The 15,386-nt window shown below is 60.7% G+C and carries 10 protein-coding genes, 2 tRNA genes and 3 rRNA genes; 8 read left to right on the plus strand and 7 right to left on the minus strand.

Going from position 1 to position 15,386, the window contains the following annotated elements; all coding sequences use genetic code 11:
- Position 1 precedes the first annotated feature (1 nt).
- The 6 genes from BVG12_RS23295 to rpe form a co-directional block, all read right to left on the minus strand.
- Positions 2 to 637 carry a LysE family translocator gene (locus tag BVG12_RS23295; protein ID WP_075794477.1) on the minus strand — a complete coding sequence of 212 codons (636 nt, stop codon included), beginning with the start codon at positions 635 to 637 and terminating at the stop codon, positions 2 to 4.
- A 1-nt stretch (position 638) separates the two neighbouring features.
- Positions 639 to 1,673: an anthranilate phosphoribosyltransferase gene (trpD, locus tag BVG12_RS23300; RefSeq protein WP_075794478.1), complete on the minus strand. Its 1,035-nt coding sequence runs from the start codon at positions 1,671 to 1,673 to the stop codon at positions 639 to 641.
- 171 nt (positions 1,674 to 1,844) lie between these two features.
- Positions 1,845 to 2,408 carry an anthranilate synthase component II gene (locus BVG12_RS23305; protein ID WP_075794479.1) on the minus strand — a complete coding sequence of 188 codons (564 nt, stop codon included), beginning with the start codon at positions 2,406 to 2,408 and terminating at the stop codon, positions 1,845 to 1,847.
- Position 2,409: 1 nt separating this feature from the next.
- Positions 2,410 to 3,906, minus strand: a complete 1,497-nt coding sequence (trpE, locus tag BVG12_RS23310) for an anthranilate synthase component I (RefSeq protein ID WP_075794480.1) — start codon at positions 3,904 to 3,906, stop codon at positions 2,410 to 2,412.
- Between the two features lie 206 nt (positions 3,907 to 4,112).
- Positions 4,113 to 4,823 carry a phosphoglycolate phosphatase gene (locus BVG12_RS23315; protein WP_179966238.1) on the minus strand — a complete coding sequence of 237 codons (711 nt, stop codon included), beginning with the start codon at positions 4,821 to 4,823 and terminating at the stop codon, positions 4,113 to 4,115.
- Positions 4,820 to 5,503 (minus strand): ribulose-phosphate 3-epimerase, encoded by a 684-nt coding sequence (gene rpe / locus BVG12_RS23320; protein WP_075794481.1) that lies wholly within the window; start codon positions 5,501 to 5,503, stop codon positions 4,820 to 4,822. The genes BVG12_RS23315 and rpe overlap by 4 nt, the downstream gene beginning before the upstream one ends.
- A gap of 115 nt (positions 5,504 to 5,618) precedes the next feature.
- Here rpe and apaG point away from each other — a divergent pair, with 115 nt between their 5' ends.
- Both apaG and mltA read left to right on the plus strand, forming a co-directional pair.
- Positions 5,619 to 5,993, plus strand: a complete 375-nt coding sequence (apaG, locus tag BVG12_RS23325; RefSeq protein WP_056438113.1) for a Co2+/Mg2+ efflux facilitator ApaG/CorD — start codon at positions 5,619 to 5,621, stop codon at positions 5,991 to 5,993.
- A gap of 295 nt (positions 5,994 to 6,288) precedes the next feature.
- On the plus strand, positions 6,289 to 7,509 hold the full coding sequence (gene mltA, locus BVG12_RS23330; protein ID WP_075794482.1) for a murein transglycosylase A: 1,221 nt from the start codon (positions 6,289 to 6,291) through the stop codon (positions 7,507 to 7,509).
- An 11-nt stretch (positions 7,510 to 7,520) separates the two neighbouring features.
- On the opposite strand, the gene BVG12_RS23335 is transcribed toward mltA, so the two are convergent.
- Positions 7,521 to 8,783 carry an MFS transporter gene (locus BVG12_RS23335; protein ID WP_075794483.1) on the minus strand — a complete coding sequence of 421 codons (1,263 nt, stop codon included), beginning with the start codon at positions 8,781 to 8,783 and terminating at the stop codon, positions 7,521 to 7,523.
- 192 nt (positions 8,784 to 8,975) lie between these two features.
- Here BVG12_RS23335 and BVG12_RS23340 point away from each other — a divergent pair, with 192 nt between their 5' ends.
- The 6 genes from BVG12_RS23340 to rrf all read left to right on the plus strand — a co-directional run bounded on the left by BVG12_RS23340 (position 8,976) and on the right by rrf (position 15,246).
- Positions 8,976 to 9,752, plus strand: a complete 777-nt coding sequence (locus BVG12_RS23340) for an enoyl-CoA hydratase (RefSeq protein WP_075794484.1) — start codon at positions 8,976 to 8,978, stop codon at positions 9,750 to 9,752.
- Positions 9,753 to 10,133: 381 nt separating this feature from the next.
- Positions 10,134 to 11,662 (plus strand): 16S ribosomal RNA (locus BVG12_RS23345).
- 82 nt (positions 11,663 to 11,744) lie between these two features.
- Positions 11,745 to 11,821: transfer RNA gene (locus BVG12_RS23350), tRNA-Ile, on the plus strand.
- A gap of 11 nt (positions 11,822 to 11,832) precedes the next feature.
- Positions 11,833 to 11,908: transfer RNA gene (locus BVG12_RS23355), tRNA-Ala, on the plus strand.
- A gap of 225 nt (positions 11,909 to 12,133) precedes the next feature.
- Positions 12,134 to 15,010, plus strand: a 23S ribosomal RNA gene (locus tag BVG12_RS23360).
- A gap of 123 nt (positions 15,011 to 15,133) precedes the next feature.
- A 5S ribosomal RNA gene (gene rrf, locus BVG12_RS23365) occupies positions 15,134 to 15,246 on the plus strand.
- The 16S, 23S and 5S rRNA genes sit together here with 2 tRNA genes alongside, the layout of an rRNA operon.
- Positions 15,247 to 15,386: the final 140 nt, after the last annotated feature.

Raw genomic sequence — 15,386 nt, forward strand, 5'->3', positions numbered from 1 at the left:
TTCAGTGTTGTTTCGCCAGCGCCAGCTTGACGCCGAGCCAGACGAACAGGCCGCCCGTGGCGCGGTTGAGCCATAGCGTGACGGCGGGGTTCAGTTTCAGGCGCGTGCTGGCCGTTGCGGTGAACAGGGCCAGGCCGTTACACCACAACATGCCGTTGACGTTGAAGATGGCGCCGAGGATGAGGAAGGCGAGCGCCTTGTGCGGCGCGTTCGTATCGATGAATTGCGGGACGAAGGCGAGGAAGAACAACGCCACTTTCGGATTCAGCACGTTCGTCAGGATGCCTTGCGCGTAGATGCGGCGCAGGGGCAGCGGCGCGAGTGCGGGCGGTGTCGTGGCGCCGGCGCCGCGTTTGCTGAGCAGCATGCCGACGGCCAGGTACAGGATGTACGCGGCGCCCAGCAGCTTGACGATGGTGAACGCGGCGGCGGACGTCGCGAGGATCGCCGACAGGCCGAGCGCCGCGGCGACGATGTGCACGAAGGTGCCGGTCCCGATGCCCAGGGCCGCCGCGCTGCCGGCACGCCAGCCCTGCGTCGCGCTGCGCGTCATGATGAGCAGCGAATCCGGGCCCGGCATGATGTTCAGCAGCAGGCCGGAGACGACGAACAGCGGCAGGTCGTGGATGCCGAACATGTCAGTTCGCCGCGCCCAGCGATCGCGTGACGTTCACGAACTGGTCGAGCTTCGCCAGCGCCGCGCCCGATGCGATGGCGGTGCGCGCGCGCTGCAGGCCGTCCTCGATGGACGCCGCCACGCCGGCCGCGTACAAGGCCGTGCCCGCATTCAGCGCGACGATGTCGTGCGCCGGACCCGGTTCGCCGCGCAGCGCTTCCATGATGCGCGCCTTGGATTCCGCCGCGTCGGCCACCTTCAGGTTGCGGCTGGCGACCATCGCGAGGCCGAAGTCTTCCGGGTGGATCTCGTATTCGCGGATCTCGCCGTTCACGAGTTCACCCACCATCGTGCCGGCGCCCAGCGAGACTTCGTCCATGTTGTCGCGGCCCCAGACGACGAGCGCGTGCTGGGCGCCGAGGCGCTGCAGTACGCGCACCTGGATGCCGACGAGGTCCGGATGGAACACGCCCATCAGGATGTTCGGCGCGCCGGCCGGATTCGTCAGCGGGCCGAGGATGTTGAAGATGCTGCGCACGCCCATCTCGCGCCGGACCGCCGCGACGTTCTTCATGGCCGCGTGGTGGTTCGGGGCGAACATGAAGCCGATGCCGGTCTGCGCGATCGACTGGGCGATCTGCTCGGGTTTCAGGTCGATCTGCGCGCCCAGCGATTCGATGACGTCCGCGCTGCCGGACGACGACGACACGCTGCGCCCGCCGTGCTTCGCGACGCGCGCGCCGGCGGCGGCGGCTACGAACATCGACGCGGTCGAGATATTGAAAGTGTGCGCACCGTCGCCGCCGGTACCGACGATGTCGACGAGGTGCGTCGTGTCGGCCATCGGCACCTTGGTGGAGAATTCGCGCATCACCTGCGCGGCGGCGGTGATCTCGCCGATGGTTTCCTTCTTCACGCGCAGGCCCATCGTCAGCGCGGCGACCATCGTCGGCGAGATTTCGCCGGACATGATCTGGCGGAAGAGATGCAGCATCTCGTCGTGGAAGATTTCGCGGTGTTCGATGCAGCGGAGGAGGGCTTCTTGAGGGGTGATCATGGCAGGTCCAGTTTTGGAATTCAGTTTGGCCACGCGGCCTTCGAATCGTCATTCCCGCGGAAGCGGGAATCCATAGACAGTCTGCAGCTTCGCGAAATTAACGACTTCGGACGCTCAGCATGGGTTCCCGCTTTCGCGGGAACGACGGCGGGTGCGGGGCTGTCGCTCGTGTCAGCGCTCGAGGAAGTTCTTCAGCATCGCATGCCCATGCTCCGACAGGATCGACTCGGGATGGAACTGCACCCCCTCGATGTCGAATTCCTTGTGGCGCACGCCCATGATCTCGCCGTCGTCCGTCCACGCCGTCACTTCCAGGCACGCCGGCAGCGACGCGCGCTCGATCGCCAGCGAGTGGTAGCGGATCACGGTGAAGGGGCTCGGCAGGCCCTTGAACACGCCTTCGCCGATGTGCGCGATCTTGGACGTCTTGCCGTGCATGACCTGCTTGGCGCGGATGATCTTGCCGCCGAACGCCTCGCCGATGGCCTGGTGGCCCAGGCACACGCCGAGAATCGGCTTCTTGCCCTTGAAATGCTTCAGCACGTCGACGGAGACGCCGGCATCCTTCGGCGACTTCGGGCCCGGCGAGATGCAGATGCGGTCCGGGTCCAGGTCGGCGATCTGTTCCAGCGTGATCTCGTCGTTGCGCACAGTGCGCACGTCTTCGCCCAGTTCACCGAAGTACTGCACGATGTTGTAGGTGAACGAGTCGTAGTTGTCGATCATGAGCAGCATGTCAGATCTCCCCATCCAGTCCGTCTTGCACTTGCTCGGCCGCGCGCAGCACGGCGCGCGCCTTGTTTTCCGTTTCCAGCCATTCCATCTCGGGGATGGAATCCGCGACGATGCCCGCCGCGGCCTGCACGTACAGGTTGCCGTCCTTGATCACGCCCGTGCGGATCGCGATCGCCACGTCCATCTCGCCGCCGAACGACAGGTAGCCGCAGGCGCCGCCGTAGATGCCGCGCTTCACGGGCTCCAGCTCGTCGATGACTTCCATCGCGCGCACTTTCGGCGCACCCGTCAGCGTGCCGGCGGGGAAGGTGGCGCGCAGCACGTCCAGGTTCGACATGCCGTCCTTCAAAGTGCCTTCGACGTTGGAGACGATGTGTTGCACGTGCGAGTACTTTTCGATCACCATCTGGTCCGTGACTTTCACGCTGCCCGTCTTGGCGATGCGGCCGATGTCGTTGCGGGCCAGGTCGATCAGCATCACGTGTTCCGCCACTTCCTTCGGATCGTTCAGCAGTTCGTGCGCCAGCTCGGCGTCGCGTTCCGGCGTCGAACCGCGCGTGCGGGTGCCGGCGATGGGGCGCAGCGTAACTTTGCGCTCGCCATTCGCTTCCTTCTCGTTGCGCACGAGGATCTCCGGAGAGCTGCCCACGATCTGCATGTCGCCGAAGTTATAGTAGTACATGTACGGCGACGGATTCAGCGAACGCAGGGCGCGGTACAGCGACAGCGGCGAATCCACGTACGGCTTGCGGATGCGCTGGCCGATCTGCACCTGCATCAGGTCGCCGGCCATCACGTATTCCTTCGCGACGGCGACGGCCTTCAGATAGTCTTCCTTGCTGAACTCGCGGACCGCTTCCGTGCGGACCGACCCCGACGTGACGGGCGCGTCGACGGTCCGGCGCAGCATCACGCGCAGGTCTTTCAGCCGCTGGCGCGCCTTGTTGAAGGCTTCGGGCTGCCCCGGATCGGCATAGACGATCAGGTACAGCTTGCCGGACAGGTTGTCGATGACGGCCAGTTCCTCCGTCACCAGCAGCTGGATTTCCGGCAGGCCCAGGTCGTCCTTCGGTGCGCTGTGCGCCAGCTTCTTCTCGATGTGGCGCACGGTGTCGTAGCCGAAGTAGCCGGCCAGGCCGCCGCAGAAGCGCGGCATGCCGGGGCGCAGCGCGACCTTGAAGCGCGCTTGATAGGCCTCGACGAAGTCGAGCGGATTGCCTTCGTGCGTCTCGATGACTTCCCCGTTCTTCTCGACCGTCGTGACGTTGCCGCGCGTGCGCAGCAGCGTCTTGGCCGGCAGGCCGATGAAGGAGTAGCGACCGAAGCGTTCGCCGCCGACCACGGACTCGAGCAGGAACGTGTTCTTGCCGGCGTCCTGGCTCTGGGCCAGCTTCAGGTACAGCGTGAGCGGGGTTTCGAGATCGGCAAATGCTTCCGCGATCAGGGGGATACGGTTATAGCCTTGCGTGGCGAGCGATTTGAATTCGAGTTCGGTCATGCTTTTCTCCGGGCCGCCCGCAGGGAGGGGAACGGGCGGCGATTTCTTCAAAAAAACCTGCCGGTTTCAGTGTGCACGAGGCGTGCACCGGCAGCAATCAGCTTGGGTCAGATGGACCAGGATTGCCAGCGTCGCCACAGCCAGGCCTCATGGGCACCGGTTGGGTTGACGATGTGTTTTTTGGCGAAAAACATGGAGTAGATGGTTTAGGAGTTGGCCACGTTATGGGCGCTGATCAGTTTAGCCGCTTCGAGCAGCGAATCAACTATACCATCGGAATTAATACTTTGCACAGGTTTTCCGTGGTTGTAGCCATACGGGACCGACAACACGAAGCAACCGGCCGCGCGCGCGGCCTCGGCGTCGTTGCTGGAGTCGCCGATCGCGACCACGCGCGCCGGCTCCACGTCGAAGTCGCGGCACACCTGCAGCAGCGGCATCGGATGGGGTTTCTTGCGCGGGAACGAGTCGCCGCCGTACACCAGTTCGAAGTAGGGTGCGAGACCCTTCTTCGCCAGCAGAGGTAACGTGAACGCGACGGGTTTGTTCGTCACGCATGCGAGGCGCAGGCCCAGGTCCTTCAGGGCCTGCAAGCCTTCGATCACGTGCGGGTACAAGGTCGCGCGTTCGCCGTTGATGGCCAGGTAGTGGCGCTGGTACGCGGCCATCGCGTCGCCGAACACGGCGTCGATGCGGGCCGGGTCGAAGTCGAGGGCCAGTACGTCACGGATCAGCTTTTCCGATCCCTTGCCGACCATCGGTTCGATGATCTGCTGGGTGATCGGCGCCAGGCCGAATTGAGCGCGCATGCCGTTCAGCGCAAGCTCGAAATCCGGCACGGTGTGCAGCATCGTGCCGTCCAGGTCGATGATGGCGGCCCGGATCGCCGCCGCATTTGCCAACCCTTCGGCTTTCATCGGGCGGCCTTCTGCGCGACGGTCGCCAGCTCGGCGCGCATGGCGTCGATGACGGCCTTGTAGTCCGGCTTGCCGAAGATGGCGGAACCGGCCACGAACGTGTCGGCGCCCGCTGCGGCGGCGGCCGCGATGTTGTCGGCCTTGATGCCGCCGTCGACCTCCAGCATGATGTCGCGGCCCGACTCATCGATCATGCGGCGCGCGAGCGCGATCTTTTTCAGCGCTTCCGGAATGAACGACTGGCCGCCGAAGCCCGGATTGACGGACATAATCAGGATCATGTCGATCTTGTCCATCACGTGTTCCAGGTGGTGCAGCGGGGTGCCCGGGTTGAACACGAGGCCGGCCTTGCAGCCGTTGTCGCGGATGAGCTGCAGGGTGCGGTCGATGTGTTCCGACGCTTCCGGGTGGAACGTGATGATGTCGGCGCCGGCCTTGGCGAAATCGGGGATGATGCGGTCGACCGGCTTGACCATCAGGTGGACGTCGATCGGCACCTGCACGTGCGGACGGATGGCCTGGCACACCAGCGGGCCGATGGTCAGGTTGGGAACATAATGGTTGTCCATCACGTCGAAGTGGATGATGTCGGCGCCGGCGGCGACGACGTTGCGCACTTCCTCGCCGAGGCGGGCGAAGTCTGCGGACAGGATGCTGGGAGCGATGCGGTAGGTAGTCATGGTCAAGCTGGGGTTGCTTTGGACAAAGCCAGCATTGTACGCCGACACCGTGCTTTCGGCCGGCGTTGTATCATGTCGACCACGCGCTCTTTTGCCAATACAACAAGGAATACCCATGCCCGTCTACGATTTCGCGATCACCGTCAGGACCCAATACCTGCCGGAGCAATCCCACCCGGACCGGACGCAGCATGTGTTTACCTACACCATCACGATCAAGAACACGGGCACCGTCGCGGCCCAGCTGATCTCGCGCCATTGGGTGATCACGGACGCCAACAACCAGGTGCAGGAGGTGCGGGGCCTGGGCGTCGTCGGCCACCAGCCGCTGCTGCAGCCGGGCGAACAGTTCGAATACACGAGTGGTACCCAGATGGAAACGCCGCAGGGGTCGATGGTCGGCGAGTATTTCTTCGTGGCCGAGGACGGACACCGCTTCGAGGTCAAGATCCCGGAGTTCGTGCTGTCGCTGCCGCACGCCCTGCATTAAGCGCTTGAGCTGATCAAGCGTCGGGCGTATCGTTTTTCCTGGCCGGGGGCGGTTGCTCGGGCTTGCGGCCGGAGAACATCGTCCACCACACGATGAAGACCAGCAAGAACAGGGCCGTACCGGCTTCCAACATCAGTATCCACATCTCGCATTCCTTATGGGCACGTCGAAGAACCTGCTGCGCGTTGTCTCTTTGGTCTGCGATGCTCCGCTTCGGCGGACCGGCTGTACTCGCGTACAGCTGCGCTTCTCAACCAAATATGCTGCCGCTCGCGACGGTTTTTCAAGGTGCCCTATGTTTTCGACACGCCGCAGTGTACCCGCTTTATTGACCGTCGTCGCCTTGCTGGCCGCCTGCACCACGGCGCCGCCGCAACAGCCGCCGCAGCCGAAACCGCCGATCAAGCTGCCGCCGCCCGTCGGACCCGTGACCGTGCCGCCGACGCAGCCCGCGCCACCGCCGGCGCCTTTGTTCACGCCCGTGACGTTCGACGCGCTGCCCGGCTGGCAGCAGGACGACCTGCGCCAAGCCTGGCCCGCGTTCCAGGCATCGTGCCGCGCGCTGGGCGCGAAGCCGGACTGGAAGGTGCCGTGCGCCGCCGGCAAGCTGGTCGACCCGGACGACGGTGCGGCCATCCGCCAGTATTTCGAGACGTATTTCGTGCCGAACCTCGTGCGTGCGCCCGACGGCGCGGACGCGGGCCTGATCACCGGTTACTACGAACCGATGCTGCACGGCGCGCGCCGGCGCGGCGGGCCATACCAGACGCCGCTCTATAAAGTGCCGGACGATCTGATCACCGTGGACCTGGCCAGCGTCTACCCGAGCCTGAAAGGCATGCGGCTGCGCGGGCGCCTCGTCGGCAAGACCGTCGTCCCGTACGGCACGCGCGCCGAGATCGAACGCACGCGCATCCCGGGCAAGGAACTGGTGTGGGTCGACGACCCGGTGGAGGCGTTCTTCCTCGAAGTGCAGGGCTCGGGCCGCGTACAGCTGGACGACGGCGAGACCGTGCGCATCGCCTACGCCGACCAGAACGGCCATCCGTACAAGGCGATCGGCCGCTGGCTGATCGACCAGCACGAGCTGGCGCCCGGAGAGGCGACGGCGCAGGGTATCAAGGCGTGGATCGCCGCGCATCCGGAACGGCGCCAGGAACTCCTCGACGTCAACCCGAGCTACGTCTTCTTCCGCGAAGAGCGCCTGCTTGACCCGACCGTCGGCCCGAAAGGCGCGCTGGGCGTGCCGCTGACGCCTACGCGCTCCGTCGCCGTCGACCCGGCTTTCTTGCCGCTGGGCGCGCCGCTGTTCCTGGCGACGACGGAGCCGGCCGGCGACGCACCGATGCGGCGCCTCGTGATGGCGCAGGACACGGGCGGCGCCATCAAGGGCGCCGTGCGCGCGGACTTCTTCTTCGGCTTCGGCGGCCAGGCTGCCGACAACGCGGGCCGCATGAAGCAGCGGGGCCAGATCTGGGCGCTGTTGCCCCGGCCGGCCGAGGTGGCGACCCGCTGATCACTGCCTGCTCATTGCCGTATCCTGTGCAAGCGGGTGCCGAACAGCGTCGTCACCGTCAGCATGAAGGCGCCCGCCGCCACGACGGTCAGGCCGCCGCGTACGCCGAGCCGCTCCGCCAGCGCACCGGCGCCGGCCGCGCCGATGGGCGCCGTCGCCACCGTCATGAAGCGCATCGTCGACGTCATCCGGCCCAGCAGCGCATCGGGGGTGACGCGCTGGCGCAGCGCGAGATAGGGCAGGAAGAACAAGGTGCCGCCGCAATCGAGGCAGAACACGACGGCGGCGTAGGCGGCCGCGGTGGCGCCGCGGGTGCCGAGCAGGTCGCGCTGGATCGTCGGCATCAGCATGAAGCCCAGGCACGAGATGCACAGGCCCGTCGCGATGGCGCCGCCGGAGCCGAAGCGCCGCGTCAGGGGTTTCAACAGCAGGGAGCTCAATAGGACGCCGGCGCCACCCAGCATCTGGGAGGTGCCCATCAGGCCCGGCGACATCCCCAGCACGCGCGTGGCGAACAGCACGTACAGCGCCGTGTAGCCATAGAACAGCATGTGCCAGCAGGCCGACGTCCACGCCAGCAGGCGCAGGACCGGCTGGCCCCAGACGAACTTCAGGCCTTCCACGACGTCGCGCACGACATGCGATTGCGCCGGCTGCGGTTGCGGCTCGCGCGTGCGGATCCGGCGCAGATTCCACAGCGAGATGGAAAAGCCGGCCACATTGCACAGGATCGCGGCGGGCGCCCCCAGCGCCTGCACCAGCAGGCCGGCGATGCCGGGGCCGAGCAGGCGCGATGCGGATTCCGTCGCTCCCAGCTTCGATTGCGCATCGATCAGGCCATCGCGGCCGACGAGGAAGGTCAGGAAGATCTGCTCCGCGCTGCCGCCCACGACGAACCCGGTCCCCAGCATGAACTGCACGGCATACAACCAGTGCACGCTGAGCCATCCTTGCCACCACGCGAACGGCACGCTGGCGAGGCTCAGCGCGACCATCGCATCGCTGCCCAGCATGACCGGCAGGCGCCGGCTGCGGTCGAGCAGCACGCCTGTCGGAAGCGAGAACAACAGAAAGGGCAGCGACCCGAAGGCGGCCAGGGTGCCCATCTGGGCGGGCGTCGCGTGCAGCAGCAGGGCCGCGCAGATCGGGAGGGCCAGCAGGGTGATCTGGGCGCCGAAATTGGTGAGGACGCTGCTGAACCAGAAACGGCGAAAGTCGACGTTGCGCAGCTGCCGGTCGGCGGCAAAGCTGCGGAGGAGGGCGATGGGGGACACGGGCGGGTGGTCGGCGATGGGTTCGGGTATCGATGATAGCAAAGAGGACCTTGGAAAACCGTCGCGCGCATCCCAAAGCAACAGTGCAACGCGCAGCGGGTTTTTCAACGTCCTCAAAGGCATGATTGCCGTATACGTCATATCCGTCGTTCAGGCGCTACAATCCGGGTTCATCTTACTAAGGGGTGTCCCATGGAATATGCTGACCTGCTGATCGAACACCACGGCAAAGTGGTCGTGATTCGCCTGAACCGTCCGAAGGCGATGAACGCCCTCAACGACAACATGATGAACGAGCTGGGCGACGCGCTGTACAAGTTCGACGCCGACCCGGCCGTCAACGTGATCATCCTGACCGGCAGCGAGAAGGTGTTCGCCGCGGGCGCCGACATCGCCGCGATGGCCAATTACACGTATGCCGATACATATCCCGGCAATTACATCGGCCGCAACTGGGAGCACATCCTCAATGTGCGCAAGCCGGTGATCGGTGTCGTCTCCGGCTATGCGCTGGGCGGCGGCTGCGAACTGGCGATGATGTGCGACTTCCTGATCGCCTCCGACACGGCCAAGTTCGGCCAGCCGGAAATCAAGGTCGGCGTGACCCCGGGCGCCGGCGGCACGCAACGCCTGCCGCGCGCGATCGGCAAATCGAAGGCGATGGACATGCTGCTGACGGCACGCATGATCGACGCGGCGGAAGCGGAGCGCACGGGGCTCGTGTCGCGCGTCGTCCCGGCCGACCTCGTGATGACCGTGGCCCTGGAAGTGGCGGAGACGATCGCGGCGATGCCGGTATCGGTGGCCATGCAGATCAAGGATTCGGTCAACCGCGCGTTCGAGACGACGCTGACCGAGGGCGTCCGCTACGAGCGCCGCTACTTCCATGCCGGGTTCGGTACGCCGGCGCAAAAGGAAGGGATGGCCGCGTTCCTGGAGAAGCGCAAGCCGAATTTCGAGGGGATGTAATTTCTCCACAGTCCTTGCAAGGGCGCGGGCAGGTTTGCTATAGTTCGCGTCCTGCTTCTGCAGCGCACGAAATCGAAGAGATAGTGTGCACTGCAGGAAACGAAGAAGTTGACGAGTTAAGCGAACTGATGCATAATCTCACTTCTCTGCTGCTGACGAACACAACGATTCGCAAGCGCAGCAAGGCAGTACCGAACACGAAGTTCTTTAACAATCAACAGTCGATAAGTGTGGGCGTTTGATGAGGTGCCAGTATCGCTTCGGCGATACTGAATACTTAAATTATCAAATGTTCACGCAAAAGAAATACGTTGCTCAGCAATGAGTAACGGTCAGTATTTTGAGTGAGCGACATGACACGAAAGTGTCAAAACAGAGATTAAACTGAAGAGTTTGATCCTGGCTCAGATTGAACGCTGGCGGCATGCTTTACACATGCAAGTCGAACGGCAGCGCGGGGCAACCTGGCGGCGAGTGGCGAACGGGTGAGTAATATATCGGAACGTACCCAAGAGTGGGGGATAACGTAGCGAAAGTTACGCTAATACCGCATACGATCTACGGATGAAAGTGGGGGATCTTCGGACCTCATGCTCCTGGAGCGGCCGATATCTGATTAGCTAGTTGGTGAGGTAAAGGCTCACCAAGGCGACGATCAGTAGCTGGTCTGAGAGGACGACCAGCCACACTGGGACTGAGACACGGCCCAGACTCCTACGGGAGGCAGCAGTGGGGAATTTTGGACAATGGGCGCAAGCCTGATCCAGCAATGCCGCGTGAGTGAAGAAGGCCTTCGGGTTGTAAAGCTCTTTTGTCAGGGAAGAAACGGGGTCGGCTAATATCCGACTCTAATGACGGTACCTGAAGAATAAGCACCGGCTAACTACGTGCCAGCAGCCGCGGTAATACGTAGGGTGCAAGCGTTAATCGGAATTACTGGGCGTAAAGCGTGCGCAGGCGGTTTTGTAAGTCTGACGTGAAATCCCCGGGCTTAACCTGGGAATTGCGTTGGAGACTGCAAGGCTGGAGTCTGGCAGAGGGGGGTAGAATTCCACGTGTAGCAGTGAAATGCGTAGAGATGTGGAGGAACACCGATGGCGAAGGCAGCCCCCTGGGTCAAGACTGACGCTCATGCACGAAAGCGTGGGGAGCAAACAGGATTAGATACCCTGGTAGTCCACGCCCTAAACGATGTCTACTAGTTGTCGGGTCTTAATTGACTTGGTAACGCAGCTAACGCGTGAAGTAGACCGCCTGGGGAGTACGGTCGCAAGATTAAAACTCAAAGGAATTGACGGGGACCCGCACAAGCGGTGGATGATGTGGATTAATTCGATGCAACGCGAAAAACCTTACCTACCCTTGACATGTCAGGAACCTCCGAGAGATTGGAGGGTGCCCGAAAGGGAGCCTGAACACAGGTGCTGCATGGCTGTCGTCAGCTCGTGTCGTGAGATGTTGGGTTAAGTCCCGCAACGAGCGCAACCCTTGTCATTAGTTGCTACGAAAGGGCACTCTAATGAGACTGCCGGTGACAAACCGGAGGAAGGTGGGGATGACGTCAAGTCCTCATGGCCCTTATGGGTAGGGCTTCACACGTCATACAATGGTACATACAGAGGGCCGCCAACCCGCGAGGGGGAGCTAATCCCAGAAAGTGTATCGTAGTCCGGATCGCAGTCTGCAACTCGACTGCGTGAAGTTGGAATCGCTAGTAATCGCGGATCAGCATGCCGCGGTGAATACGTTCCCGGGTCTTGTACACACCGCCCGTCACACCATGGGAGCGGGTTTTACCAGAAGTAGGTAGCTTAACCGCAAGGAGGGCGCTTACCACGGTAGGATTCGTGACTGGGGTGAAGTCGTAACAAGGTAGCCGTATCGGAAGGTGCGGCTGGATCACCTCCTTTCTAGAGTGGCACTGCGAGCGCAAGCTCGGTCATCAAGCGCCTACGCTTATCGGCTGTTAATAAAGTTAAACGAGAACAGTTCGGGTCTGTAGCTCAGTCGGTTAGAGCACCGTGTTGATAACGCGGGGGTCGTTGGTTCGAATCCAACCAGACCCACCAGTTACCAAAATGGGGGATTAGCTCAGCTGGGAGAGCACCTGCTTTGCAAGCAGGGGGTCGTCGGTTCGATCCCGTCATCCTCCACCAACTCTCTGTTCACTGCATTTATCCAAGCTTGGCAACACTGAGTTTCGATAAGTGTAGTTCTCGTTCTTTAACAATCTGGAAGAAGTAAAGTTTTCTTTAAGCGTGTAGCTAACGAAAGTTAGATGCACACTTAGGGTAGTAATCTGTATGTATCAACAAACAAAGTAAGCTGAATCCTTGTCGATATGACGTTCCCTGACACTCATGCAGGGGCCAACGTTATAGGGACAAGCGAATAAGTGCACATGGTGGATGCCTTGGCGATTACAGGCGATGAAGGACGTAGTAGCTTGCGATAAGCTGCGGGGAGTGAGCAAACACACTTTGATCCGCAGATTTCCGAATGGGGAAACCCGGCCTTTTAGGTCATCGCATACTGAATACATAGGTATGCGAAGCGAACGCGGCGAACTGAAACATCTAAGTAGCTGCAGGAAAAGAAATCAACCGAGATTCCCAAAGTAGTGGCGAGCGAAATGGGATGAGCCTTGTACGTGATAGTCGATCGGATAGTGGAAGTCTTTGGAAACAGACGCCATAGCGGGTGATAGCCCCGTACACGAAATCCGAACGGTGGTACTAAGCGTACGACAAGTAGGGCGGGACACGAGAAATCCTGTCTGAAGATGGGGGGACCATCCTCCAAGGCTAAATACTCGTAATCGACCGATAGTGAACCAGTACCGTGAGGGAAAGGCGAAAAGAACCCCGGGAGGGGAGTGAAATAGATCCTGAAACCGTGTGCATACAAACAGTCGGAGCCTCTTCGTGGGGTGACGGCGTACCTTTTGTATAATGGGTCAGCGACTTACATTCAGTGGCGAGGTTAACCGAATAGGGGAGCCGTAGAGAAATCGAGTCCGAACAGGGCGACAGTCGCTGGGTGTAGACCCGAAACCAGGTGATCTACCCATGGCCAGGATGAAGGTGCGGTAACACGCCCTGGAGGTCCGAACCCACTAATGTTGAAAAATTAGGGGATGAGCTGTGGGTAGGGGTGAAAGGCTAAACAAACCTGGAAATAGCTGGTTCTCTCCGAAAACTATTTAGGTAGTGCCTCAAGTATCACCATCGGGGGTAGAGCACTGTTATGGCTAGGGGGTCATTGCGACTTACCAAACCATTGCAAACTCCGAATACCGATGAGTGCGAGCTTGGGAGACAGACGTCGGGTGCTAACGTCCGGCGTCAAGAGGGAAACAACCCAGACCGCCAGCTAAGGTCCCAAAGATTGGCTAAGTGGAAAACGAAGTGGGAAGGCTAAAACAGTCAGGATGTTGGCTTAGAAGCAGCCATCATTTAAAGAAAGCGTAATAGCTCACTGATCGAGTCGTCCTGCGCGGAAGATGTAACGGGGCTAAGCCAGTCACCGAAGCTGCGGATATGCGCTTGCGCATATGGTAGGAGAGCGTTCCGTAAGCCTGAGAAGGTGTCTTGTAAAGGATGCTGGAGGTATCGGAAGTGCGAATGCTGACATGAGTAGCGATAAAGAGGGTGAAAAGCCCTCTCGCCGAAAGCCCAAGGTTTCCTGTTCAACGTTCATCGGAGCAGGGTGAGTCGGCCCCTAAGGCGAGGCAGAGATGCGTAGCTGATGGGAAGCAGGTTAATATTCCTGCACCGTCGTATGATGCGATGGGGGGACGGATCGCGGAAGGTTGTCCAGCTGTTGGAATAGCTGGTTTTTGACTCATAGAAGGCGCTTAGGCAAATCCGGGCGCGTAATTCAAGGGGTCGAGACGGGTGTCCTTGTGACACGAAGCAATCGGAAGTGGTTCCAAGAAAAGCCTCTAAGCTTCAGTCATACGAGACCGTACCGCAAACCGACACAGGTGGGCGAGATGAGTATTCTAAGGCGCTTGAGAGAACTCGGGAGAAGGAACTCGGCAAATTGGTACCGTAACTTCGGGATAAGGTACGCCCCGGTAGCTTGAATGGTTTACTCCATGAGGGTGAAAGGGTTGCAATAAACTGGTGGCTGCGACTGTTTAATAAAAACACAGCACTCTGCAAACACGAAAGTGGACGTATAGGGTGTGACGCCTGCCCGGTGCTGGAAGATTAAATGATGGGGTGCAAGCTCTTGATTGAAGTCCCAGTAAACGGCGGCCGTAACTATAACGGTCCTAAGGTAGCGAAATTCCTTGTCGGGTAAGTTCCGACCTGCACGAATGGCGTAACGATGGCCACACTGTCTCCTCCCGAGACTCAGCGAAGTTGAAATGTTTGTGATGATGCAATCTACCCGCGGCTAGACGGAAAGACCCCATGAACCTTTACTGTAGCTTTGCATTGGACTTTGAACCAATCTGTGTAGGATAGGTGGGAGGCTTTGAAGCGGGGACGCCAGTTCTCGTGGAGCCAACCTTGAAATACCACCCTGGTTCGTTTGAGGTTCTAACCTTGGCCCGTGATCCGGGTCGGGGACAGTGCATGGTAGGCAGTTTGACTGGGGCGGTCTCCTCCTAAAGTGTAACGGAGGAGTTCGAAGGTACGCTAGGTACGGTCGGACATCGTGCTAATAGTGCAATGGCATAAGCGTGCTTAACTGCGAGACCGACAAGTCGAGCAGGTACGAAAGTAGGACATAGTGATCCGGTGGTTCTGTATGGAAGGGCCATCGCTCAACGGATAAAAGGTACTCTGGGGATAACAGGCTGATTCCTCCCAAGAGTTCATATCGACGGGGGAGTTTGGCACCTCGATGTCGGCTCATCACATCCTGGGGCTGTAGCCGGTCCCAAGGGTATGGCTGTTCGCCATTTAAAGTGGTACGTGAGCTGGGTTTAAAACGTCGTGAGACAGTTTGGTCCCTATCTGCCGTGGGCGTTGGAAATTTGAAGGGGGCTGCTCCTAGTACGAGAGGACCGGAGTGGACGAACCTCTGGTGTACCGGTTGTCACGCCAGTGGCATTGCCGGGTAGCTAAGTTCGGAAGAGATAACCGCTGAAAGCATCTAAGCGGGAAACTCGCCTTGAGATGAGATTTCCCGGAGCCTTGAGCTCCTTGAAGGGTCGTTCGAGACCAGGACGTTGATAGGTCGGGTGTGGAAGTGCAGTAATGCATTAAGCTAACCGATACTAATTGCCCGTACGGCTTGTCCCTATAACCTTGGCAGTCATTGCCAATACAAGGGTTCGGCTGTTTGTTGACACAACAGATTAAAACCACTTCTTCCAGATTCAGAGTGACGCATGCATTCAAGCTGCGGCGCTCGTACAAGTTATGCCTGATGACCATAGCAAGTCGGTACCACCCCTTCCCATCCCGAACAGGACCGTGAAACGACTTTGCGCCGATGATAGTGCTGCAACCAGTGTGAAAGTAGGTTATCGTCAGGCTAGTTATTCCGCAGAAGCCCGCCCAGTTCAATCTGAGCGGGCTTTTTGCTTTCGGTAACACGAAGCCCGCCCGGCCGGATCGGCACCACCCATCCTTGCCTGAGCGGGCTTTGTGCTTTTCCAGCTCCGCTGGACAGCCA

Source organism: Massilia putida, assembly GCF_001941825.1.
GTDB lineage: Bacteria > Pseudomonadota > Gammaproteobacteria > Burkholderiales > Burkholderiaceae_D > Telluria > Telluria putida.